Origin of the sequence: Aurantiacibacter aquimixticola (assembly GCF_003605475.1) — a bacterium.
In the GTDB taxonomy this organism is placed as follows: domain Bacteria; phylum Pseudomonadota; class Alphaproteobacteria; order Sphingomonadales; family Sphingomonadaceae; genus Alteraurantiacibacter; species Alteraurantiacibacter aquimixticola_B.
The window spans coordinates 1,129,920-1,151,290 of sequence record NZ_RAHX01000001.1 but is presented as its reverse complement, the minus strand read 5'-3'; the positions used below and the strand labels follow the sequence as shown (position 1 = coordinate 1,151,290).

The window sequence follows — 21,371 nt, the reverse complement described above, 5'->3', positions numbered from 1 at the left end:
CGATGGCACTGAAGAATTACAAACCGACAAGCCCGGCCCGTCGCGGCCTGGTCCTCGTCGACAAGACCGGCCTCCACAAGGGTGGCCCGGTCAAGTCGCTGTCCAAGGGCATCACGAAGACCGGCGGCCGCAACAATAAGGGCCACATTACCTCGCGCGGCAAGGGCGGCGGTAACAAGCAGAAGTACCGCTTCATCGACTTCAAGCGTCGCAAGTGGGACATGGAAGCGACCGTGGAGCGGATCGAATACGATCCCAACCGCACCGCTTTCATCGCGCTGATCAAGTATGAGGACGGTGAGCTGTCCTACATCATCGCGCCCAATCGCCTCGCGCCCGGTGACAAGATCGTCGCCGGCGAGAAGACCGACACGAAGCCGGGCAATGCCATGCTGCTGGGCCAGATGCCGGTCGGCACCATCATCCACAATGTGGAGATGAAGCCGGGCAAGGGCGGGCAGATCGCCCGTTCGGCAGGCACCTACGTGCAGCTGGTCGGTCGCGATCGCGGCATGGTGATCGTGCGCCTCAACAGCGGCGAGCAGCGTTACCTGCGCTCCGATTGCATGGGCACGGTGGGCGCGGTGTCGAACCCCGACAACCAGAACCAGAACCTGGGCAAGGCCGGCCGTCGTCGTCACATGGGCATCAAGCCGCTGACGCGCGGTGTCGCCAAGAACCCCGTCGATCACCCGCATGGTGGCGGTGAAGGCCGCACCAGTGGCGGTCGTCATCCGGTCACTCCGTGGGGCAAGCCGACCAAGGGCGCCCGTACCCGCAAGAACAAGCAGACCGACAAGATGATCATCCGGTCGCGTCACGCGAAGAAAAAGAGGTAAGAGACAATGGCACGTTCCGTCTGGAAAGGTCCGTTCGTCGATCTTCACCTGCTGAAGAAGGCGCAGGAAGCGCAGGAAGCGAACAATTCCAAGCCGATCAAGACCTGGTCGCGTCGTTCGACGATCCTCCCGGATTTCGTCGGCCTGACCTTCAGCGTCTATAACGGTCACAAATTCGTGCCCGTGTCGGTCAACGAGGAAATGGTCGGCCACAAGCTTGGCGAATTTGCGCCTACGCGCAGCTTCCCCGGCCACGCCGCCGACAAGAAGGGCAAGCGATAATGGGCAAGGCGAAATCTCCCCGCCGTGTCGGTGAGAACGAGGCGCTGGCCGTCGGCACCACGATCCGTGGTTCGGCGCAGAAGCTCAACCTCGTTGCTCAGCTGATCCGCGGCAAGAAGGCCGAAGAGGCGCTGAACATCCTCGCTTTCAGCAAGCGGGCGATGGCGCGCGACGCCAGCAAGGTGCTCGCCTCCGCGATCGCCAATGCGGAAAACAACCACGATCTCGATGTCGACGCGCTCGTCGTCGCCGAGGCGTCGGTCGGCAAATCGATCACGATGAAGCGGTTCGCGACGCGCGGCCGTGGCAAGTCCACGCGCATCCTCAAGCCGTTCAGCCGGCTGCGGATCGTCGTTCGCGAGCAGGAAGAGGCTTAAGATGGGTCACAAGAGCAATCCGATCGGTCTGCGCCTGCAGATCAACCGCACCTGGGACAGCCGGTGGTACGCCGAAGGCGGCGAATATGCCAAGCTGCTCAAGGAAGACATCATGATCCGCAAGCACATCGTCGAGAGCCTGCCCCAGGCAGCGATCTCGAAGGTGGTGATCGAGCGCCCGGCCAAGCTGTGCCGCATCTCGATCTACGCCGCGCGTCCCGGTGTCATCATCGGCAAGAAGGGCGCGGACATCGAAAAGCTGCGCACCAAGCTTGCGACGATGACGGACAGCGAAGTGAAGCTGAACATCGTCGAGATCCGCAAGCCGGAAATCGACGCCAAGCTCGTCGCGCAGGGCATCGCCGATCAGCTGGTCCGCCGTGTGGCTTTCCGCCGCGCGATGAAACGAGCGATGCAGTCCGCGATGCGCCTGGGTGCCGAGGGTATCAAAATCATGTGCGGCGGCCGTCTCGGCGGAGCGGAAATCGCCCGTGTCGAGCAGTATCGTGAAGGCCGCGTGCCGCTTCACACGCTGCGCGCCAACATCGATTATGCCGAAGCCGAGGCGCTGACCGCCTATGGCATCATCGGCATCAAGGTGTGGGTCTTCAAGGGCGAGATCCTGGGTCACGACCCGACCTCGCAGGATCGCTTGATGATGGAATCGCAGACGTCCGGCGTCCGCCCGGCACGCTAAGGTAGAGAACCATGCTGCAACCGAAAAAAACCAAGTACCGGAAAGCCTTCAAGGGCAAGATCCATGGCAAGGCCAAGGGCGGTACGGATCTGAATTTCGGCTCTTACGGGCTGAAGGCTCTCGAGCCGGAGCGTATTACTGCGCGCCAGATCGAGGCCGCACGTCGTGCGATCACGCGCCACATTCGCCGTCAGGGCCGTCTGTGGATCCGGGTGTTTCCCGATGTGCCGGTATCGAAGAAGCCTGCCGAAGTCCGTCAGGGTAAGGGCAAGGGTTCCGTCGAATTCTGGGCCGCTCGCGTCAAGCCGGGCCGTGTCCTGTTCGAACTCGATGGCGTTCCCGGCCCGCTGGCTGCCGAAGCATTCAGCCGTGCGGCCATGAAGCTGCCGATCAAGACCAAGGTCATCGCGCGCATGGGCGATACCTCGCACCTGGGTGGAATCAAGTAATGGCTAGCAAGAGCAAAGTGGAAGACCTTCGCACGAAGACGGACGATCAGCTTGCCGAGCAGCTCGTCCAGCTCAAGAAGGAACAGTTCAATCTGCGCTTCCAGGCCGCGACGAACCAGCTCGAGGGCGCTGCCCGCGTGAAGGAAGTTCGCCGCGAGATCGCGCAGGTCAAAACGCTTCAGAACGAACGCGCCAAGAGCGCCAAGACTGAAGCTGCGAAGGCTTAAGGAGCAGACGATGCCGAAGCGTATCCTTACCGGTACTGTCACCTCCGACAAGACCGACAAGACCGTGACCGTGAAGGTCGAACGCCGCGTGAAGCACCCGCTTTACGGAAAGATCATCAAGCGTTCGAAGAACTATCACGCGCACGATGAGAGCAACGAATACACGGTGGGTGACACTGTCCGCATCGAGGAGACGAAGCCGATCTCCAAGACGAAGACGTGGCAGGTGATCGATCGTCTCGTGGCGAGCAAGGGCAAGGCTGTCGAAGCGGAACTCGACGTCAAGGAAGCCCAGCCCACCGGTGCTCCCGAAGAGAAGAAGCAGGCGTCCAAGCAGGCTGCCGCCAAGAAATCGGACGACGCCAAGGCCGACAAGGCCGAGGCCGACGCCGAGTAAGACGTATTAGGAACTACCGGGCGATTGTCCCGGCAAGCCAAACCGGGAGTTTCGCAGGGAAAAGTGGGAACCGTTTTTCCCGCCTGCGAAGCGACCAGACTAGAGTGAAGGAACCGGATCTATGATCCAGATGCAATCCAATCTCGACGTCGCGGACAATAGCGGCGCGAAGCGCGTCCAGTGCATCAAGGTACTGGGCGGCTCCAAGCGCCGCACCGCGAGTGTCGGGGACGTGATCGTGGTTTCCGTGAAGGAAGCCCAGCCACGCGCCCGCGTGAAGAAGGGCGACGTTCACCGTGCCGTGATCGTGCGCACCCGCAAGGACGTCCGTCGTCCCGACGGCAGCGTGATCCGTTTCGACGGCAACGCCGCGGTGCTGGTAAACAAGCAGGAAGAGCCGATCGGCACCCGTATCTTCGGCCCGGTCGTGCGCGAACTTCGCGGCAAGGGCTTCATGAAGATCATCTCGCTCGCTCCGGAGGTGTTGTGATGGCGTCCGCTAAGATCAAGAAGGGCGATACCGTCGTGGTGCTGTCCGGCAAGGATAAGGGCCAGACAGGCACCGTCCAGCAGGTCATGCCGAAGGCCGGCCTCGTGCTCGTGGAAGGCGTCAATGTGATGACGCGTCACCGCAAGCCGAGCCAGACGAACCCGCAAGGTGGTATCGACCGCATTCCCGCTCCGATGGCGATCGCCAAGGTCGCCGTCGCCGATCCCAAGGATGGCAAGCCCACCCGCGTCCGTTTTGAAGAAAAGAACGGCAAGAAGGTGCGCGTCGCAGTCAAGTCTGGGGAGACCATCGATGGCTGATTATACACCCCGCCTGAAGGCAAAGTATAACGACGAGATCGTCAAGGCGATGACGGACAAGTTCGGTTACAAGAACCGGATGGAAGTCCCGAAGCTCGAGAAGATCACGCTCAATATGGGCGTGGGCGAAGCGAGCCAGGACAAGAAGAAAGTCCAGACCGCTGCCGACGAGATGCAGGCGATTGCCGGCCAGAAGCCGGTGATCACCAAGGCCAAGAAATCGATCGCCCAGTTCAAGCTGCGCGACGGCATGCCGATCGGCTGCAAGGTCAATCTGCGCCGCGATCGCATGTATGAATTCCTGGATCGCCTGGTCACCATCGCGATGCCCCGCATTCGCGACTTCCGCGGCGTGAATCCCAAGTCGTTCGACGGCAATGGCAATTACGCCATGGGCATCAAGGAGCAGATCATCTTTCCGGAGATCAGCTACGACCGTATCGACCAGGTCCGCGGCATGGACATCATCGTGACCACCACCGCGAAAACCGACGAAGAGGCACACGAATTGCTGCGCCTGTTCGGATTCCCGTTCCCGGCCGAACAGGCCGCCGAAGAGAAAGAGGCCGCGTAAGCGGCGCAGGAGAGCTTAAGTCCAATGGCGAAACTGAGTTCCATCAACAAGAACGAGCGGCGCAAGCAGCTCGTCAAGAAATACGCGGACAAGTACGCGAAGCTGAAGGCTGTGGCCGACGATGAGTCGCTCGACGAGACCGAGCGCCTCATGGCCCGCCTGAAGATGGCCGAAATCCCGCGCAACGCGAACCCGACCCGGGTTCGCAACCGCTGCAACACCACCGGCCGCCCGCGCGGCTATTACCGGAAGTTCGGGCTCAACCGCATTGAACTGCGCGATCTTGCCAATAAGGGCCTGATCCCCGGTGTGACCAAGTCGAGCTGGTGAGGAATTAGACCATGCCTATGACCGATCCCCTGGGTGATATGCTCACCCGCATCCGCAATGGCCAGCAGGCGAAGAAGGACTCCGTCCTTTCGCCCGCGTCGAAGCTGCGCGCGAATGTGCTCGAGGTTCTCCAGCGCGAAGGCTACATCCGTGGCTACAGCGAAGACGAGAGCGGCAAGCACAAGGCGCTGCGGATCGAACTGAAGTATTTCGAGGGCGAACCTGCGATAAAGCACGTTTCCCGCGTCTCCAAGCCGGGCCGCCGCGTCTACTCGGGAAGCCAGGAGCTTCCGACGGTTCGCAACGGCCTCGGCATCACCATCGTCTCGACGCCGAAGGGCGTGCTTTCGGACAACGAAGCGCGCAACGAGAATGTCGGCGGCGAAGTGCTTGCGGAGGTGTTCTGATGAGCCGCATCGGTAAAAAGCCGGTGGCGCTTCCCAGCGGAGTGACCGCCAAGACCGAGAACGGCGTGCTGAGCGTGAAGGGCCCCAAGGGCGAACTCACGATGAGCATGTTCGACCTGATCGATTACAAGATCGAAGATGGCGAAATCCAGGTCAATCCCGTCAACAAGACCACGCAGGCCCGGCAATTCTGGGGCATGCAGCGCACGCTCGTGCAGAACCTGGTCGACGGCGTGACCGAAGGCTTCACCAAGGTCCTGGAGATCACCGGGGTCGGTTATCGTGCGCAGGCCCAGGGCAAGAAGCTGAAGCTTCAGCTGGGTTTCAGCCATGACGTCGATCTCGACGTGCCGGAAGGCATCGAGGTCAAGACGCCCGATCAGACCACGGTCGAGATTTCGGGCATCGACAAGCAGAAGGTCGGGCAGTTTGCTGCCGAGATCCGCGAATGGCGCAAACCCGAACCTTATAAGGGCAAGGGTGTGAAGTATCGCGGCGAGTACATCTTCCGCAAGGAAGGGAAGAAGAAGTAAGATGGCAAAGCTTTCTCTCTTTGAGCGTCGCCGCCGCCGCGTGCGCACCGCGCTCCGCAAGCGTTCGGGCACCAAGCCCCGCCTGTCCGTGCATCGCACCGGGCAGCATATCTATGCGCAGATCATCGACGACGCCGATGGCCGCACCGTGGCCGCCGCCAACACGCTTGGCGGCAAGGGCTCCGGCGCGAATGTCGAAGCTGCCAAGAAGGTTGGCACCGATATCGCCGCCGCTGCGAAGAAGGCCGGCGTCAAGACTGTCGTGTTCGATCGCGGCGGGTTCCTGTTTCATGGCCGCGTGAAAGCGCTGGCCGATGCCGCCCGCGAAGGCGGGCTGGAGTTCTGATGATGGCTGACGACAAGAAGACGGACGAAACCAAGGCCGAAGAAACCAAGGTAGACGCAGCGGCGGAAACGCCCGAAGCTGCGCCTACCAAGGCGGAAGCGACGGCCGAGCAGAACATCGAAGGCTCGACCCCGACGCCGACGACTGCCGAAACCGAGGCGCATGCCAACCAGTCGGCCGCCCAGGGCGACGAAGGCAAGCCCAAGACCGCCCCTGCCCCCGAAGCGAATGCTCGTGGTGGTCGTGGCGGCGGCGGCGGTGGCCGCGGTGGCCGCAACGACAATCGCGGCGGTGGCCGTGGTCGCGGTCGTGGCCGGGACGACCGCCGTGGCGGTCGTGGCGGGGACGACGATGGCGAGGAGCTCATCGAAAAGCTCGTCCACATCAACCGCGTCGCCAAGGTCGTGAAGGGCGGTAAGCGCTTCGGCTTTGCCGCGCTCGTGGTTGTCGGTGACGGCAAGGGCCGCGTCGGCTTCGGCCACGGCAAGGCTCGCGAAGTGCCGGAAGCCATCAACAAGGCGACCGCTGCTGCCAAGAAGAAGATGATCCGCGTTCCGCTCAAGGAAGGTCGCACGCTGCACCATGATGGCCGCGGGCACTTCGGTGCCGGCAAGGTTGTCGTTCGTTCGGCTCCGGCCGGTACGGGCATCATCGCCGGTGGTCCGATGCGTGCCGTCTTCGAAGCTTTGGGTGTCTCGGACGTCGTGACCAAGTCGGTCGGCACGTCCAACCCCTACAACATGATCCGCGCCACCTTCGATGGCCTGAACAACCAGTCTTCTCCGAAGGCTGTCGCTCAGCGCCGTGGCAAAAAGGTTGCCGACCTGCTCGGTCGCGCCGGTGCAAGCGAGGCCGAGGCTGCTGCCGACGCCGCCGCGGTTACGGAGTAAGACAGATGGCTGGCAAGAAGACCATCAAGATCAAGCAGATCGGTTCGCCGATCCGTCGTCCGAAGGATCAGCGCAAGATTCTCATCGGCCTTGGCCTCAACAAGATGCACAAGGTCGTCGAACTGCAGGACACCCCCGAAGTGCGCGGCGCCATCCGCAAGGTGCCGCACATGGTGGAGATCGTTGAGGGCTGAGCCCGAAACAAATCTCCCCAGCGCGAAAACAGCGAAAGCGAGTGCAAGACATGAAACTAAATGAAATCAAAGACAATGAAGGCGCCCGCAAGGGCCGGATCCGCGTCGGGCGCGGTATCGGCTCGGGCAAAGGCAAGACCGGCGGTCGCGGCCAGAAGGGCCAAAAGAGCCGTTCGGGCGTTTCGATCAACGGCTTCGAAGGCGGCCAGATGCCGCTCCACATGCGCCTTCCCAAGCGCGGCTTCAACAATCCTTTCGGCAAGGATTATGCCGAAGTGAATATCGGCATGATCCAGAAGCTGGTCGATGCCAAGAAACTCGACGCGAAGAAGACCGTCGATCACGAAGCGCTCAAGGTGGCCGGTGTCGCCCGCGGCGGCAAGGACGGTGTCCGCCTGCTCGGCAAGGGCGAGCTTAAGACCAAGCTGACCTTCAAGGTCGCTGGCGCCTCCAAGGGTGCAACGGCTGCCGTCGAAAAGGCCGGCGGCAAGGTCGACATCATCGACAAGGGCAAGCCCGAGCACGAGAAGAAGGCTGCTCGCGCCGAAGCCAACAAGGCCAAGGCCTGACGATATTCGGAGACGCGGGTTCGACATCGGACCCGCGTCTCCCTATTTAGCCTTCCTGTGCCGGGAGGGACCGGCGTCCTGACCAGGATATGAAAGACATTCCATGGCATCTCGCGCCGACAATATCGCTTCATCGCTGAGCCTTGCGAATTTCTCCAAGGCGACCGAGCTCAAGCAGCGCATCTGGTTCACCATCGGTGCGCTGATCGTCTTCCGTTTCCTCAGCTTCGTGCCGCTGCCCGGCGTGAATCCCCTGATCCTGGAATCGCTCTACGACCAGACGCGCGGCGGCATTCTCGACATGTTCAACATGTTTTCCGGCGGTTCGCTGGAGCGCATGAGCCTGATCGCGCTCGGCGTAATGCCATACATCACCGCCTCGATCGTCATCCAGATGGCAGCGGCGCTGCATCCGGCGCTTATCGCTCTCAAGAAAGAGGGCGAGGCCGGGCGCAAGAAGCTGAACCAGTATACGCGATACGGCACGGTTTTCCTGTGCGCGATCCAAGGCTGGTTTCTCGCCAGCGGCCTCGAGGCATACGGGGCGCAGAGCGGTTTGCAGGCGGTCGTCGAAGGCGGGATCATGTTTCGCGTCACGACGGTCATCAATCTCGTCGGCGGCACCATGTTCCTGCTGTGGCTGGGTGAGCAGATCACCTCGCGCGGTATCGGCAATGGCGTTTCGCTTATCATCATGGCGGGCATCGTCGCCCAGTTCCCTACCTTCGCGGTGAACCTGTTCGAAGGCGGCCGTTCCGGCTCCATCAGCGGCGTCCTGATCGGCGGACTGCTGGTCATGATCGTGATCCTGATCCTGGTGATCTGCTTCTTCGAGCGCGCCCAGCGACGGCTGCTGATCCAGTATCCCAAGCGCGCCCAGCAGCGCGGCGGCATGCAGGCGGATCGCTCGCACCTGCCGCTCAAGCTCAACACTGCAGGCGTCATTCCGCCGATCTTCGCCAGCTCGCTCCTGCTCCTGCCGCTGACGATCACGCAGTTCGCCGGCAACAGCATCGATACGACCAGCACCGGCGGCGGTATCGTGCAGACCCTGAACCAGTATCTGCAGCACGGGCAGCCGCTCTACATGCTGTTGTATGCCGCGGGCATCATGTTCTTCGCCTTCTTCTACACTGCGGTCGTCTTCAATCCCGAAGACACGGCGGAAAATCTGAAGAAGCAGGGCGGCTTCATTCCCGGCATCCGTCCGGGCAAGCGCACCGCGGAGTATCTGGATTACGTCCTCACCCGCATCACCGTGGTCGGCGCGATCTACCTGACGCTGGTCTGCGTCATCCCCGAATGGGGCATTTCGCAGACGGGCCTGCCGCTGTTCCTCGGCGGCACGAGCCTGCTGATCGTCGTGAACGTGACAGTCGACACGATCAGCCAGATCCAGTCTCACCTGCTTGCCCACCAGTATGGCGATCTAATCAAGAAGGCGAAGTTGAAGGGCCGGATGCGCTAGTCTAGCCCTTGCAGGGACAAGCAATGGGGATTCGCTTCAAGCCATGAACATCATCCTTCTCGGCCCTCCGGGCGCAGGCAAGGGCACGCAGGCCAACCTTCTCGTCGAGCATCATGGCATGGTGCAGCTATCTACCGGCGATATGCTGCGCGAAACGCGCAAGGCGGATACGGCGCTGGGCCACCGGGTGGCTGCCGTCATGGATGCGGGCGAACTCGTCTCCGACGACATCGTCTCTGCCATGATCGACGCCAAGCTTTCCGATATGGGCGACGATGTCGGCGCGATTTTCGATGGCTATCCGCGCACTGCGGCACAGGCGCACGCGCTAGACGATATCCTCGACAAGCATGGCCGTTCGCTCGACTTCGTGATCGAGCTGGGTGTCGATGAAGACGCGCTGGTCGATCGCATCACCGGTCGCTTCACCTGCGCGAATTGCGGCGCGGGCTATCACGATCGCCACAAGCCGCCGGAAACCGAAGGCGTGTGCGACAAATGCGGCGCGAGCGAATTCAAGCGGCGGCCCGACGACACCGAGGAGACGGTGCGTACGCGCATGCAGGAATACCGCAACAAGACGGCGCCCATCCTGCCGATCTACGAGGAGCGTGGCACCGTGCGCCGGGTGGATGGCATGGCCAGCATCGATGAAGTGACGACCGCGATCGAGAAGGTCTTGGCCTCCGCCTGACCTGGCGGCTATCTCTCTTAGCAGAGTAGGGGAGGCTGCATGAAAACTGTTATTACCGCCGCGACGCTCGCTGTAGCCGTCGTCACGCCAGCTCACGCAGAAATCATCGAAAGCAGCGTGGGCGGGTTCGCCACGCGTCACAGCGCGGTGGTCACAGCCGACCGGCGCGCGGTTTGGAACGCATTGCTGCAGCCCGAAAACTGGTGGTCGCACACCTGGTCGAACGATAGCGGAAATCTTCGACTCGAAGCGCGCGCAGGTGGGTGTTTCTGCGAAACGCTGCCCGCCGCAGATGGCTGGGCCGCCGGTTCCGTGGAGCACATGCGCGTCGTATTCGTCCAGCCGGGCAGCACTCTACGGATGTCGGGCTCGCTTGGGCCGCTGCAGAGCGAGGGGTTGGCCGGAACGCTGACCGTCACGCTCGAGGACGAAGAAGCGGGCACCCGTATCACTTGGGAGTACGTCACCGGCGGCGAGACGCGTTTCGATCTCGCCCAGATCGCACCGGTGGTCGACAGCGTACAGGGCGAATTTCTCGCTGACCTGGTCGCCGAAGTCGGCGATGCTGTGGACGACCCCGGATAGGCCATTTTGACTAGCCAGCCGCGGCGCGCTATAAGCAACGGACAACTCGGGAGGACCGAAACGGGCTGCGGCTTGCCGCATGCTCGCCTTCGCCTGTTGACGTGGTGGGGGAATCACCCTATCTGCGCGTCCTGATCGGCCACTTGCCCAGATTTTTGAGATTCCCGAAGGCAGCTTCAAGCGCGCCTTCTTTTCGTGTTTGGCGACGGGCGGCTGATCGTAACAGCGATGAGATAGGGCGGGCGCCTCAAATGGCCATCCCGTTTCCCTGTGGAGCATGGAGAAGTAAGTGGCTCGTATTGCCGGGGTAAACATCCCCACCAACAAGCGCGTTATCGTCGCGCTCACCTATATTCACGGTATCGGTCCGACCACGGCCCGCAAGATCGTCGACAAGCTCGGCATCGATCATGCGACCCGCGTTCAGGACCTGTCGGACGGCGAAGTCCTGCAGATCCGTGAAACCATCGACGCCGATTACACGGTGGAAGGCGATCTTCGCCGTGACACCGCGATGAACATTAAGCGTCTGATGGACCTCGCCTGCTATCGCGGCCTGCGTCACCGCAAGGGCCTTCCGGTCCGCGGCCAGCGCACGCACACCAACGCCCGCACCCGCAAGGGCAAGGCCAAGCCGATCGCCGGTAAGAAGAAGTAGGCAGGGCTCAGCCCCGCTTTTCCTTCTGACGAAATACGAGGAATTCGAAACATGGCACGCGAACCAGGCCGGGTACGGCGCCGCGACAAGAAGAATATCAGCAGCGGCGTCGCGCACGTCAATGCAAGCTTCAACAACACGATGATCACCATCACCGATGCGCAGGGCAATGCGATCAGCTGGTCCAGCGCCGGCATGATGGGCTTCAAGGGCAGCCGCAAGTCGACGCCCTATGCCGCCCAGGTTGCCGCCGACGACGCCGGCAAGAAAGCCGCCGAACATGGCGTGCGCACGCTGGAAGTGGAGATCAAGGGTCCGGGTTCGGGCCGTGAAAGCGCGCTGCGGGCGCTGCAGGCGGTGGGTTTCACCATCACCAGCATCCGCGACGTGACGCCCATTCCGCATAACGGCGTGCGGCCGTCCAAGCGTCGCCGCGTCTGATCGAAGCCTGCCGCGCTCGGCATCCGGCCGGGCGCACCAACAGTCATTCGCATCGGCCGCGGCGGTTCCAGACCGACGCGGCTTTTGCGCCACCACGATACCTTAGGGGAAGTCCATGTCCGTCAATACGAAGAACTGGCAGGAACTGAAGAAGCCCAACACTCTCGACGTCAAGGAAGGCAGCGACAAGAAGCGCAAGGCCACCTTCGTCGCCGAACCGCTCGAGCGTGGCTACGGCCTGACGCTCGGCAACGCGCTGCGCCGCGTGCTCCTGTCCAGCCTTCAGGGTGCCGCCATCACCTCGATCAAGATCGAGAACGTGCTGCACGAATTCTCCTCGCTCGCCGGCGTGCGCGAGGATGTCACCGATATCGTCCTCAACGTGAAGCAGATCGCGCTGAAGATGGAAGGCGAAGGCCCCAAGCGCCTGCAGCTTTCCGCAACCGGCCCGGGTGAAGTGAAGGCCGGTGACATCGCCGTTTCCGGCGATATCGAAGTCCTCAACAAGGACCTCGTGCTGTGCCACCTGGACGAGGGCGCGAACCTCAATATGGAGCTCACCGCCGATTCCGGTAAGGGCTATTCGCCTGCCGTGGCCAACCGTCCGGCCGATGCGCCGATCGGCCTGATCCCGGTCGACAGCCTCTATTCGCCGATCAAGCAGGTCAGCTACAAGGTCGAGAACGCCCGCGTCGGGCAGGAGCTCGACTTCGACAAGCTCAGCCTCACGATCGAAACCGACGGCACCGTCACGCCCGAGGATGCAATCGCATATGCCGCGCGCATCCTGCAGGATCAGCTGACGCTGTTCGTCCACTTCGAAGACGGCATTCCGCAGCCGCAGGCCGCCATGATCGGCGTCGCTGCAGAGCCGCAGGAAAGCGATACCAACCAGCTCAACCGCTACCTTCTCAAGAAGGTCGACGAGCTGGAACTGTCGGTGCGTTCTGCCAACTGCCTCAAGAACGACAACATCATCTATATTGGTGACCTGGTCCAGAAGACCGAAGCCGAGATGCTGCGCACGCCGAATTTCGGCCGCAAGTCGCTCAACGAGATCAAGGAAGTGCTGTCCAGCATGGGTCTGCGCCTTGGCATGGACATTCCCGGCTGGCCGCCGGAGAACATCGAAGAAATGGCCAAGAAGCTCGAACAGGAACTGCTGGGCTGATCAGGGTAATGGCGGCGCACCCTGAAGCGCCGCCAGCACTGGGCTTCCGTAAGACGGGCCCTTTTCGAACGGAGTACAGAATATGCGTCACGGAATTTCCGGCCGTAAGCTTTCCCGCAAGTCGCAGCACCGCACGGCGCTGTTCCGCAACATGGCAGCCGCGCTTATCAAGCACGAGCAGATCCTCACCACCACCGCCAAGGCGAAGGAACTGCGCCCCTATGTCGAAAAGCTGATCACGCTGGCGAAGCGTGGCGGCCTTTCCAATCGTCGCCTGGCGCATAGCCGCCTGCTCGACGACGCCCAGCTGACCAAGCTGTTCGACGTGCTGGCGGAGCGCTACAAGGATCGTGACGGCGGCTACACCCGCGTGATCAAGGCCGGCTATCGCTCGAGCGATGCCGCGGCCATCGCCTATATCGAACTCGTCGACCGCGACGAGGACGCGAAGGGCCAGGACAGCGGCCCGATGATGACGTCGGAAGATTTCGAAGAGGCCTAAGTCTCTCATCGAATTCGCGAAAGGGCCGGTGGAGAGATCCCACCGGCCCTTTTCTTTTGCGCGGATGCTGCCAAAAGGGGCGGCATGTTTCGCATGCCCGTTCTGGCAGCCGCCGCGCTTGCCTTCGCCTCCGCCCCTACAGCCGCTCAATCGATACCGCAGTCCGAACTGGACGAACGCTACGACCGCGCACTGGCTGCCGGATACAAGGCGCTCTTCATGTGCGGAGCGATCGCCAATGCGGAACGCAATGGCACGTCACGCACGGCCGAGAGCGTCGAGGAGTGGGAGCTGGCGGGCATCCAGGAACCGCTTGCCTCGCTGATCGGCGACATGCCGGCCCGCATCGCGCGCGGTAATGACGAGGACATCGATTATGTCGCTGTCGAATGGGCGGACGATATGCCGCCCCGCGTCGCGGTACAAAGACCGGCGCGCGGCTGCGCCATCCTGCCGACGGGCTCTCCGGTCCCGGTCGAGGATGTCGACCTCTTCGAACGGCTCCGGCGCGACGCCGATTATTTCGATCTCGAAGGCGAGAATTTCCTCCGCGATCCGCTTGCCGATGTTGGTTTCGACGCAAAATACGGCGCCGATGCCCGCACCACGGCGGTTGTGATCGTGAATGACGGAGAACTTCTTAGCGAAGCCTACGCTTCCGGTTTCGGACCACGCGTGCCCCAGCGAACCTGGTCAGTTGCCAAGAGCATTGCCGCCACCATCGTCGGCGCGGCCGTGCAGCGTGGGGAAGCGCGCGTCGAGCAGTCTGCCGGGCTTGGCGTGTCGGACGTGGATCCCCGCCGCGCCATCACCGTCGATCAGGCGCTGCGCATGGCCAGCGGTCGCTATTCCGATACGCCCGGCAACCGCACCGATCCGCTCTATTACGGTGGCACGACCGTCCGCGAGCGGGCCGCGAACTGGCCCTTGCTGCATCGTCCCCGTACCGTATGGCGCTATGCCAATAACGACACGCTGGCGGCGATCACGGGTATTTCTGACACGTTCGACAGCAAGCCGCCGGGCCGCGTGTTGCGCGAAATGGGCATGAACCACACCATGCCGGAAACGGACTGGGCGGGCGATTACGTCCTTTCCAGCCAGGTCTGGGCGACGGCGCGCGATCTCGCCCGGCTCGGCCAGCTCCATCTCAATAACGGCCAGCTTCCCGACGGCACGCAGGTGCTGCCGGAGGAGTGGACGGCCTATGTTTCCTCGCCCACCGGGCCGCAACCCGACGAAACGCAGTGGGGATACGGCGCCGGCTGGTGGACGATGGGCGCCTTCGAGGGCATCCCCGCCGATGCTTTCGCCGCGCGCGGCAATCGGGGCCAGTATATCGTCGTCGTGCCGAGCGAAGATCTCGTCATCGTGCGCCGCGGGGAAGACCCGGCGGGCGGAAGCGGCTTCGATATCGTGCAGCTGACGCGCGACGTCATCTTCGAGCTCAACGATCTCTGACACTTATGCGCAAGAGCGCTTGTCACGAGGCGGTTTCATCGCCAACTATACTGCCAGTTCGGATCGCTTTTGGATGAGGTTTCATGACACGCACCCTGATCGCAGCCGCGTCGCTGCTCGCCACCGTTTCCATGCCGCTTAGCGCGCAGGACATGACCGCGCCCGACTATCCGGAAACGCGGCAGGGCGATGTCGTCGAGACGATCTTCGGCGAGCAGGTCGCGGACCCCTATCGCTGGCTCGAAGAGGATGTGCGCAACAGCACGGAGGTCGCCGCGTGGGTGGAGGCGCAGAACGTCGTCACCGACGCTTATCTGGAAAACCTGCCGGCGCGCGACTGGTTTGCCAGCCGCATCGGCGAACTGACCGACTACGAGCGCTTTTCCGTACCCGTGGCGCGGGGCAATCGCTATTTCTACAATCGCAATGCAGGCCTCGAAAACCAGTCGCCGCTCTACGTGCGCGACGGGCTGGACGGCGAGCCGCGCAAGCTGATCGATCCCAATGAATGGGCCGAGGACGGCGCGACCGCGCTGGGCGGCTGGGTGCCTTCTCCCGACGGCTCAAAGCTGCTTTACAGCGTGCAGGACGGCGGCACGGACTGGCGCATCCTGCGCGTCATGGATGTTGCCACGGGCGAACAGATCGGCGGCGATGTCCGCTGGGCCAAGTTCACAAATCTGGCCTGGGTCGGAGAGGATGGCTTCGTCTACTCCCGCTTCCCGGAACCGGAGGAGGGCGAGGACTTTCAGGCGCTCAACATGAACCAGGCCGTGTACTATCACGCGCTCGGCACCGAGCAGGCGGAGGACGAGGTGGTGTTCTCCACCCCCGACCACGCGGAGCGCAACCACACTGCGGGCATCAGTGACGATGGCCGCTGGATGATGATCATTTCCTCCACCGGCACCGATGCCCGCTACGAAGTCCATGTGGTGGACCTCGACGCGCGCGATACGCGGGGCTGGAGGGCGGAGCCGCTGATCACCGGGTTCGATAACGCCTGGTCGCCCATCGACAGCGTCGGCAGCCGCCTGTTCTTCACCACCAATGCCGATGCGCCGCTGTACAAGGTCGTGTCCATTGACATGGACGATCCGGACGCAGGCTGGACCGAGGTGATTCCGGAGCGGGACCAGCCTATTGCCAGCGCATCGCTGGTCGGCGGACATCTGGTGCTCGAATATCTCGAGGACGCTTCCTCCAGCGCCTATGTCTACACGCTCGATGGCGAGCTGGTGCGCGAGCTCGAGTTTGCCGGTCTCGGCAGCGCGGGCGGCTTCGGCGGCAGTCCGGACAATGCGGAAACCTTCTACAGCTTCTCCAGCTTCAATCGGCCGAGCACGATCTATCGCTATGATGTGGTGACGGGTGAGACGAGCACCTTCGCCGCCCCCGAAATCAGCTTCGATCCCGAAGACTTCGTGGTCGAACAGCAATTCTACACGAGCAAGGACGGCACGCGCGTGCCGATGTTCATCGTGCGCCGCGCCGATGTGGCGGCCAGCGGCGAAGCCGCGCCGACATTGCTGTACGGCTATGGCGGCTTCGACGTGTCGCTGACGCCGGGTTTCTCTGCCAGCCGTCTGTCCTGGGTGGAAGCTGGCGGGGCCTTTGTCATGGCGAACCTTCGCGGCGGCGGCGAATATGGCAAGGCGTGGCACGATGGCGGTCGCCGCGCGAACAAGCAGAATGTGTTCGACGATTTCATCGCGGCGGGTGAGCATTTGATTGCGCAGGGCATCACGCCGGAGGATGGCCTTGCCATACAGGGCGGCTCCAATGGCGGCCTGCTGGTCGGCGCTGTTGCGAACCAGCGGCCCGATCTTTTCGCGGCGGGCAATGCCGCGGTCGGCGTCATGGACATGCTGCGCTTCGACCAGTGGACGGCCGGTCGATATTGGGTCGACGATTACGGCTATCCGGATCGTGAAGAGGACTGGCGCATTCTGCGGGCCTATTCCCCGCTGCACAATATCCAGTCCGACACCGATTATCCGGCGCTGCTGGTGACGACGGCCGACACGGACGACCGCGTCGTACCGGGTCACTCCTTCAAATACACCGCCGCATTGCAGGCCGAGGATCTCGGCGAACGGCCCCAGCTGATCCGGATCGAGACGCGCGCGGGCCACGGTTCCGGTAAGCCGACCGACAAGGCGATTGCCGAAGCGGCGGATATCCTCGGCTTTCTCGGTTATTGGACCGGATTGGACGCGCCGGAATGAGGGGTTCAGGAAAGTCGGTTCTTTCCTGAACGTTTCCTAACGGCAAAGTTCAGCGTCATCTCAAGGGGCTTCTCCTAGAACGGTCACATCATCGGCGCGTTGTCGGTGTCACCGTTAGGAGAAGCCCCATGACCAACAAGACCAAAGCCCTGGCCAAAGCTTCGTTCGCCACCGTTGCGGCTGGCGCGATGGCATTGTCCGCGGCGTCTCCCGCAGCCGCGCAAGATCGCTATCGCGATCGTGACGATGACGGCATCGGCGCTGGCGAAATCATTGCCGGCGCAGTGATCCTGGGCGGTCTCGCCGCCATTCTCGGCTCGCGCAACAACGATCGTTATGATGATTACCGCTATCGCGACCGCCGCGATTATCGCGGCAATTATCGCCATCGCGATCGCGGATATTATCGCAACGGATATGACGGCTATGGCCGCAATTCCAGCCGCCGCGCCGTCGAGCAATGCGTCCGCGCCGCCGAACGTGCCGCCCAGCGCTGGACCGGATCGCGCGCCGAAGTCTACGAAATTCGCGATATCGACCGTGAGCGTCGCGGTTACGAGATCGAGGGTCGCATCGCCGTTCGCGAAGACTACGGGTATCGCGACCGTCGTTATCGCGACCGCCGGGATCGCCGGGATTACCGTCGCGGCTACCGCAACAATGGCTGGGACGAAGGCCGCTTCGAGTGCGATTATCGCAACGGCCGTGTCGTAGATATCGACTTCAGCGGAATTCGCGGCCTCTAGAGCTCCGCAATCCCGCAGACCGCCGGGCGGTTCAGGCTGATGTCAGCCTGGGCCGCCTAGCCGTTCGTCATTCATATCCAAGGGGGTGGGCATGGCCCGTTTACAATCGAAGATCGCGTCCTGCGCAGGCATGATGGCCGCGCTTTCTCTCGCCGCCACGCCGGCAGGTGCGGTGGAGCTTCCCGCAATCGGCTCCGCTCCGGACTTCGTGGAAACGGGCGCGGCGGCAGAGCAGTCGCATCACCACCGCTATCGCCGCTACCGCCATCGCAATCGCCATCGCGGCATCGGTATCGGCGATGTGATCACCGGGGCGATTATCCTGGGCACCATCGCGACCATCGCCAATCGCTCGCGTGGCGATGCACGGGCCGAGCGCCGCTATCCCGACCGCGACGACCGTCGCTCCGATCGCGATTACCGCGAAAGCGGGCTGGAGCGGGCGGCGGACATGTGCGCCGACGCCGTGGAGCGCGATGGCGCGCGTGTGGACGAGATCACACAAGCCCGCCGAGCTGCCAATGGCTGGTATGTCTCCGGCGTGCTGGAGAATGGCGAAGGCTGGACCTGCACGATCGGCAATGACGGCCGCGTTCGTCATATCGAGTACGGCGTCAGCGCAGCGGTCAGCCGGAACCGCGCCGACACGGGGTCGCAATGGAGCGCATCGGATTATGCCCGCGCACGCGCGGCAACGCGCACCCCTGCGGACGAGGCGTATTCCTACCGCGACGAGCCCGCGGTGACCTCGCGTGGCGATGGCCCGCAGCCGGCATATCCCGGTGGACCGTTGCCGGGTGAGGAGGGCTATGACGACGCCCGAACCGATGGCCGTTACGACATGAGCGGTACGACCGACTACGGCGAGCCGACGGGCTGAGCGCGCTCAGGCCTCCCGCGAATAGGCGGGCAGGGCGAGTTTCCAGTGAATGGCGGCCGAGCGCAGGAGAAATCCTGCCGTCCCGGCGGCAATCCATACTGGTATGCGCGGCAGGCCGATCACTTCGCCGAGCACGCATAGGGCGGCGGATAGCGTTGCTGCCGTGATGTAGAGCTCCGGCCCGACGATGATGGACGGCCTGCCGGCCACGACGTCGCGGATGATCCCGCCCACGCATCCAGTCACCACGCCCATCAGCACCGCCGGGACCGGCGGCACGCCGTAGGACAGCGCCTTGGCCGCACCGAGGACGGCATAGCCGGTGAGCCCCGCGCCATCGGCGAATTCCAGCAGCTTGCCTTCCCACCAGCGCGTCGGCGTCATCCAGGTGAGCAGCGCCACGGCGAAGCAGGCGAAGGCGATCCACGGGTCGCTGATCCAGAAGACCGGCGCACCAATCAGCAAATCGCGCACGGTCCCGCCGCCAACGCCGGTCATCAGGGCAAAGAACACCATCGTTACGAAAGTCTGCCGATCCTTCGCGGCGAGCAGCGCACCCGAAAGCGCGAACACCGCGACGCCGAGAATATCGAGCACGTCGAGCAGCGGTGTCAGGATCTCTACGTTCATGGCGCGACTCTCGTCCGCGCGCGACGCCGCCTGAACATCAGTACGCAGCCGAGCAGCGATCCGATCACGCCGAGAAACGCGAAGCCGATCAATAGCGGATGACTGGTGTCCTCCCGCGTTTCGAGATCCATGATGTGCAGCCCCCAGGCAAAGTCGAAGATGCGCCAGAAGCGCGTCCGCACCGCCTCTACGCGGCCCGTGTCGGCACCGACATAGACATGCGTGCCGTCCTCGGTCGTGATCTGCCACACAGGCATCGGTCTGCGGAAGTCGAAGGGCACATGATCGGCCTCGAAGAATTGCGCGGTGACTGGCTGTCGGGAGTCGGCGAGGCCCAGCAAGGCAACGCGCTTTGCCGCCGCCTCATCGAGCCTGGGCAGTCGCTCTCCGCTCACGGCATCGAACCGCGCAACGCTGCCGTCGCGAGAGGTGGCAAGCAGGACAGGCGTGCCGAGCGGGGCAGCGATCTCGATCCGCTCGACATTTCCAGCTGCCAGATCCAACTCCGGCGAGAGCGCGATGGACGGCGGCAGGCTGATATCGATCTGGCTTGCATCGCTGCGAAGGTGATTGCCGCGCACTTCTTCGATTGGATGCCAGACCATGATGAGACCGGTAACGGTCCACATCAGGATCGGCAGGCCGACCAGCCAGCCGAGCCAGATATGCCAGCGTGCGAAGCGGCGCATGAATTTCTGCCGTGCCATGCGCGCCCCATAATGCGGGCTTTGCGGTGCGCCTAGTCCCTGGCGAAGAGTTTCGACCGGTCGGCGAACGCCTTCATCTCGATCGCATTGCCCGCGGGATCGCGAAAGAACATCGTCGCCTGTTCGCCCGGCTCGCCTTCGAAGCGGATATGCGGCGCGATCTCGAATTCGACACCGGCGACGCTTAGCCGCTCGGCCAGCGCTTTCCAGTCCGCCAGATCGAGCACGATGCCGAAATGCGGGACAGGCACATCGTGTCCGTCCACCGGATTGCTGCCATGGCCGCCCTTGGCGACGATGGCGGGCGCCTGATGGGCGACGATCTGGTGGCCGTAGAAATCGAAGTCGATCCAGTCATCGCAGGAGCGCCCTTCCGGGCATCCCATCACGCCGCCCCAGAACTCGCGTGCAGCTTCCAGATTGTCGACCGGGAAGGCGAGGTGGAAGGGCGAAAGCTGGCTCATCTCTGCGGTATGCTGTGCAATCCAAGGGCGATGCCGAAGCCCAGTATGGGCGCGGCGCCATAGCCGATCAACGGTGTGGGATAGCTTGTCATCACTGACATGACCGTGAAGCCCAGCAACAAGGCGGCGAGGGCGAAGCGCTTGGTCCGGTCGAACGGGATGGCGTAGAGGAGGAGGGCGAAGCTGGCGGCGAGAGCCAGCAGCAAGGCCATGCCAGCGGCCACGTTCGGCATCATCGCATCCACCAGCACCCGCTCGACGAAAGGCTGCGGCGGAATTTCGCCGCGCATCGCCATCTCAATCGATGCGAGGAAACCGATGATCGCGGTCACACCCACGCGCCAGTCCTTCGTGACATGATGAATGCCGACAGCGGCGATTGTCAGCGCAAAGCCGGTGGCCGCATCGGGTTGCAGCCATGCCGCGAGCAGGGCCGCCAGCAGGATCGGCGCCGTGAATTTGCGGTTGCGGGCTGCGAGCACCACGAGTGCGGGCGCGGCGATCATGCCGGTGTGCAGGCTGAGCGGGCCAAGAGGGAACCAGCGGGTCACGGTATGGCCGGTGATGGAGCGTAGCTCCTGCCCGATCCAAATCGGGCTCAGCATCACCAGCAGCATTGCGGCGGCGAGCAGATGGCGGCTGAGCGAGGTGTGCGGTCCGCGTCCGAAGAGCACCCAAGGCGAAACAAGAACAAGCGCGCCGAGATTGACGAGGGCGTAATGCGGCGGCGCTCCTGCCAGCCACATCCAGACGGCACCCGCCACCACCGGGATCGCGATAGCCGCAAGGGCTGGGAGGCGATCCCTGATGTTCAC

The 21,371-nt window shown here is 63.1% G+C and carries 31 protein-coding genes and 1 pseudogene; 28 read left to right on the top strand and 4 right to left on the bottom strand.

Annotated elements, in window-relative coordinates:
* Positions 1-2 precede the first annotated feature (2 nt).
* From rplB to D6201_RS05660, 28 genes and pseudogenes are all read left to right on the top strand, one after another.
* Positions 3-839 (top strand): 50S ribosomal protein L2, encoded by an 837-nt coding sequence (rplB, locus tag D6201_RS05795; protein WP_120047949.1) that lies wholly within the window; start codon positions 3-5, stop codon positions 837-839.
* A 6-nt stretch (positions 840-845) separates the two neighbouring features.
* On the top strand, positions 846-1,121 hold the full coding sequence (gene rpsS / locus D6201_RS05790) for a 30S ribosomal protein S19 (RefSeq protein WP_120047948.1): 276 nt from the start codon (positions 846-848) through the stop codon (positions 1,119-1,121).
* A complete protein-coding gene (gene rplV, locus D6201_RS05785) occupies positions 1,121-1,498 on the top strand; it encodes a 50S ribosomal protein L22 (protein WP_120047947.1) in 378 nt (125 codons plus the stop codon). The genes rpsS and rplV overlap by 1 nt, the downstream gene beginning before the upstream one ends.
* Before the next feature lies 1 nt (position 1,499).
* Positions 1,500-2,195 carry a 30S ribosomal protein S3 gene (gene rpsC, locus D6201_RS05780; protein WP_120047946.1) on the top strand — a complete coding sequence of 232 codons (696 nt, stop codon included), beginning with the start codon at positions 1,500-1,502 and terminating at the stop codon, positions 2,193-2,195.
* A gap of 11 nt (positions 2,196-2,206) precedes the next feature.
* Positions 2,207-2,644: a 50S ribosomal protein L16 gene (gene rplP, locus D6201_RS05775; RefSeq protein ID WP_120047945.1), complete on the top strand. Its 438-nt coding sequence runs from the start codon at positions 2,207-2,209 to the stop codon at positions 2,642-2,644.
* The gene (rpmC, locus tag D6201_RS05770) at positions 2,644-2,871 is read left to right on the top strand and encodes a 50S ribosomal protein L29 (protein WP_120047944.1); all 228 of its coding nucleotides are present in this window, start codon (positions 2,644-2,646) and stop codon (positions 2,869-2,871) included. Before rplP ends, rpmC begins: the two co-directional genes overlap by 1 nt.
* 10 nt (positions 2,872-2,881) lie before the next feature.
* Positions 2,882-3,112, top strand: a pseudogene (rpsQ, locus tag D6201_RS13065) (30S ribosomal protein S17); the annotation flags it as partial.
* Positions 3,113-3,389: 277 nt separating this feature from the next.
* The gene (rplN, locus tag D6201_RS05760; protein WP_120047942.1) at positions 3,390-3,758 is read left to right on the top strand and encodes a 50S ribosomal protein L14; all 369 of its coding nucleotides are present in this window, start codon (positions 3,390-3,392) and stop codon (positions 3,756-3,758) included.
* Positions 3,758-4,078, top strand: a complete 321-nt coding sequence (gene rplX, locus D6201_RS05755) for a 50S ribosomal protein L24 (RefSeq protein ID WP_120047941.1) — start codon at positions 3,758-3,760, stop codon at positions 4,076-4,078. The genes rplN and rplX overlap by 1 nt, the downstream gene beginning before the upstream one ends.
* Positions 4,071-4,652: a 50S ribosomal protein L5 gene (gene rplE / locus D6201_RS05750; RefSeq protein WP_120047940.1), complete on the top strand. Its 582-nt coding sequence runs from the start codon at positions 4,071-4,073 to the stop codon at positions 4,650-4,652. Before rplX ends, rplE begins: the two co-directional genes overlap by 8 nt.
* A 24-nt stretch (positions 4,653-4,676) precedes the next feature.
* Complete coding sequence (gene rpsN / locus D6201_RS05745; RefSeq protein WP_120047939.1) at positions 4,677-4,982, top strand: 30S ribosomal protein S14; 306 nt, start codon at positions 4,677-4,679, stop codon at positions 4,980-4,982.
* Positions 4,983-4,993: 11 nt separating this feature from the next.
* Complete coding sequence (gene rpsH / locus D6201_RS05740) at positions 4,994-5,389, top strand: 30S ribosomal protein S8 (protein WP_120047938.1); 396 nt, start codon at positions 4,994-4,996, stop codon at positions 5,387-5,389.
* Positions 5,389-5,922 (top strand): 50S ribosomal protein L6, encoded by a 534-nt coding sequence (rplF, locus tag D6201_RS05735; protein ID WP_120047937.1) that lies wholly within the window; start codon positions 5,389-5,391, stop codon positions 5,920-5,922. The genes rpsH and rplF overlap by 1 nt, the downstream gene beginning before the upstream one ends.
* A gap of 1 nt (position 5,923) precedes the next feature.
* Positions 5,924-6,268: a 50S ribosomal protein L18 gene (rplR, locus tag D6201_RS05730; RefSeq protein ID WP_120047936.1), complete on the top strand. Its 345-nt coding sequence runs from the start codon at positions 5,924-5,926 to the stop codon at positions 6,266-6,268.
* Positions 6,268-7,158, top strand: coding sequence for a 30S ribosomal protein S5 (rpsE, locus tag D6201_RS13060; protein WP_242447448.1), 891 nt, complete (start codon positions 6,268-6,270; stop codon positions 7,156-7,158). Before rplR ends, rpsE begins: the two co-directional genes overlap by 1 nt.
* Positions 7,159-7,163: 5 nt before the next feature.
* The gene (rpmD, locus tag D6201_RS05720; RefSeq protein ID WP_120047935.1) at positions 7,164-7,352 is read left to right on the top strand and encodes a 50S ribosomal protein L30; all 189 of its coding nucleotides are present in this window, start codon (positions 7,164-7,166) and stop codon (positions 7,350-7,352) included.
* 50 nt (positions 7,353-7,402) lie between these two features.
* Positions 7,403-7,921 carry a 50S ribosomal protein L15 gene (rplO, locus tag D6201_RS05715; protein WP_120047934.1) on the top strand — a complete coding sequence of 173 codons (519 nt, stop codon included), beginning with the start codon at positions 7,403-7,405 and terminating at the stop codon, positions 7,919-7,921.
* A 103-nt stretch (positions 7,922-8,024) separates the two neighbouring features.
* On the top strand, positions 8,025-9,389 hold the full coding sequence (gene secY / locus D6201_RS05710; RefSeq protein WP_120047933.1) for a preprotein translocase subunit SecY: 1,365 nt from the start codon (positions 8,025-8,027) through the stop codon (positions 9,387-9,389).
* 43 nt (positions 9,390-9,432) lie between these two features.
* On the top strand, positions 9,433-10,083 hold the full coding sequence (locus D6201_RS05705; RefSeq protein WP_120047932.1) for an adenylate kinase: 651 nt from the start codon (positions 9,433-9,435) through the stop codon (positions 10,081-10,083).
* A gap of 39 nt (positions 10,084-10,122) precedes the next feature.
* Entirely contained in the window at positions 10,123-10,668 is a 546-nt protein-coding gene (locus D6201_RS05700) for an SRPBCC domain-containing protein (RefSeq protein WP_120047931.1), read from the top strand.
* A gap of 289 nt (positions 10,669-10,957) precedes the next feature.
* Positions 10,958-11,326 (top strand): 30S ribosomal protein S13, encoded by a 369-nt coding sequence (gene rpsM, locus D6201_RS05695; RefSeq protein ID WP_120047930.1) that lies wholly within the window; start codon positions 10,958-10,960, stop codon positions 11,324-11,326.
* A gap of 51 nt (positions 11,327-11,377) precedes the next feature.
* The gene (rpsK, locus tag D6201_RS05690; protein ID WP_047005430.1) at positions 11,378-11,767 is read left to right on the top strand and encodes a 30S ribosomal protein S11; all 390 of its coding nucleotides are present in this window, start codon (positions 11,378-11,380) and stop codon (positions 11,765-11,767) included.
* A 115-nt stretch (positions 11,768-11,882) separates the two neighbouring features.
* Positions 11,883-12,938, top strand: a complete 1,056-nt coding sequence (locus D6201_RS05685; protein WP_120047929.1) for a DNA-directed RNA polymerase subunit alpha — start codon at positions 11,883-11,885, stop codon at positions 12,936-12,938.
* 82 nt (positions 12,939-13,020) lie between these two features.
* Positions 13,021-13,440, top strand: coding sequence for a 50S ribosomal protein L17 (gene rplQ / locus D6201_RS05680; RefSeq protein ID WP_120047928.1), 420 nt, complete (start codon positions 13,021-13,023; stop codon positions 13,438-13,440).
* A 93-nt stretch (positions 13,441-13,533) separates the two neighbouring features.
* The gene (locus tag D6201_RS05675) at positions 13,534-14,901 is read left to right on the top strand and encodes a serine hydrolase domain-containing protein (RefSeq protein ID WP_242447447.1); all 1,368 of its coding nucleotides are present in this window, start codon (positions 13,534-13,536) and stop codon (positions 14,899-14,901) included.
* Positions 14,902-14,984: 83 nt separating this feature from the next.
* Positions 14,985-17,129, top strand: coding sequence for a prolyl oligopeptidase family serine peptidase (locus tag D6201_RS05670; RefSeq protein ID WP_120047926.1), 2,145 nt, complete (start codon positions 14,985-14,987; stop codon positions 17,127-17,129).
* 128 nt (positions 17,130-17,257) lie between these two features.
* Positions 17,258-17,875 (top strand): hypothetical protein, encoded by a 618-nt coding sequence (locus D6201_RS05665; RefSeq protein ID WP_120047925.1) that lies wholly within the window; start codon positions 17,258-17,260, stop codon positions 17,873-17,875.
* 91 nt (positions 17,876-17,966) lie between these two features.
* Positions 17,967-18,755, top strand: a complete 789-nt coding sequence (locus D6201_RS05660) for a hypothetical protein (protein WP_133303953.1) — start codon at positions 17,967-17,969, stop codon at positions 18,753-18,755.
* A 6-nt stretch (positions 18,756-18,761) separates the two neighbouring features.
* Here the strand turns inward: D6201_RS05660 and D6201_RS05655 are convergent, their stop codons facing one another.
* Genes D6201_RS05655 through D6201_RS05640 form a run of 4 tightly spaced genes read right to left on the bottom strand, consistent with a single transcriptional unit; the run spans position 18,762 to position 21,371 of the window.
* On the bottom strand, positions 18,762-19,385 hold the full coding sequence (locus tag D6201_RS05655) for a trimeric intracellular cation channel family protein (protein WP_120047923.1): 624 nt from the start codon (positions 19,383-19,385) through the stop codon (positions 18,762-18,764).
* Positions 19,382-20,092: a PepSY domain-containing protein gene (locus D6201_RS05650; protein WP_120047922.1), complete on the bottom strand. Its 711-nt coding sequence runs from the start codon at positions 20,090-20,092 to the stop codon at positions 19,382-19,384. The genes D6201_RS05655 and D6201_RS05650 overlap by 4 nt, the downstream gene beginning before the upstream one ends.
* 32 nt (positions 20,093-20,124) lie before the next feature.
* Positions 20,125-20,556 (bottom strand): VOC family protein, encoded by a 432-nt coding sequence (locus D6201_RS05645; protein ID WP_120047921.1) that lies wholly within the window; start codon positions 20,554-20,556, stop codon positions 20,125-20,127.
* Positions 20,553-21,371: a hypothetical protein gene (locus tag D6201_RS05640; protein WP_133303952.1), complete on the bottom strand. Its 819-nt coding sequence runs from the start codon at positions 21,369-21,371 to the stop codon at positions 20,553-20,555. The genes D6201_RS05645 and D6201_RS05640 overlap by 4 nt, the downstream gene beginning before the upstream one ends.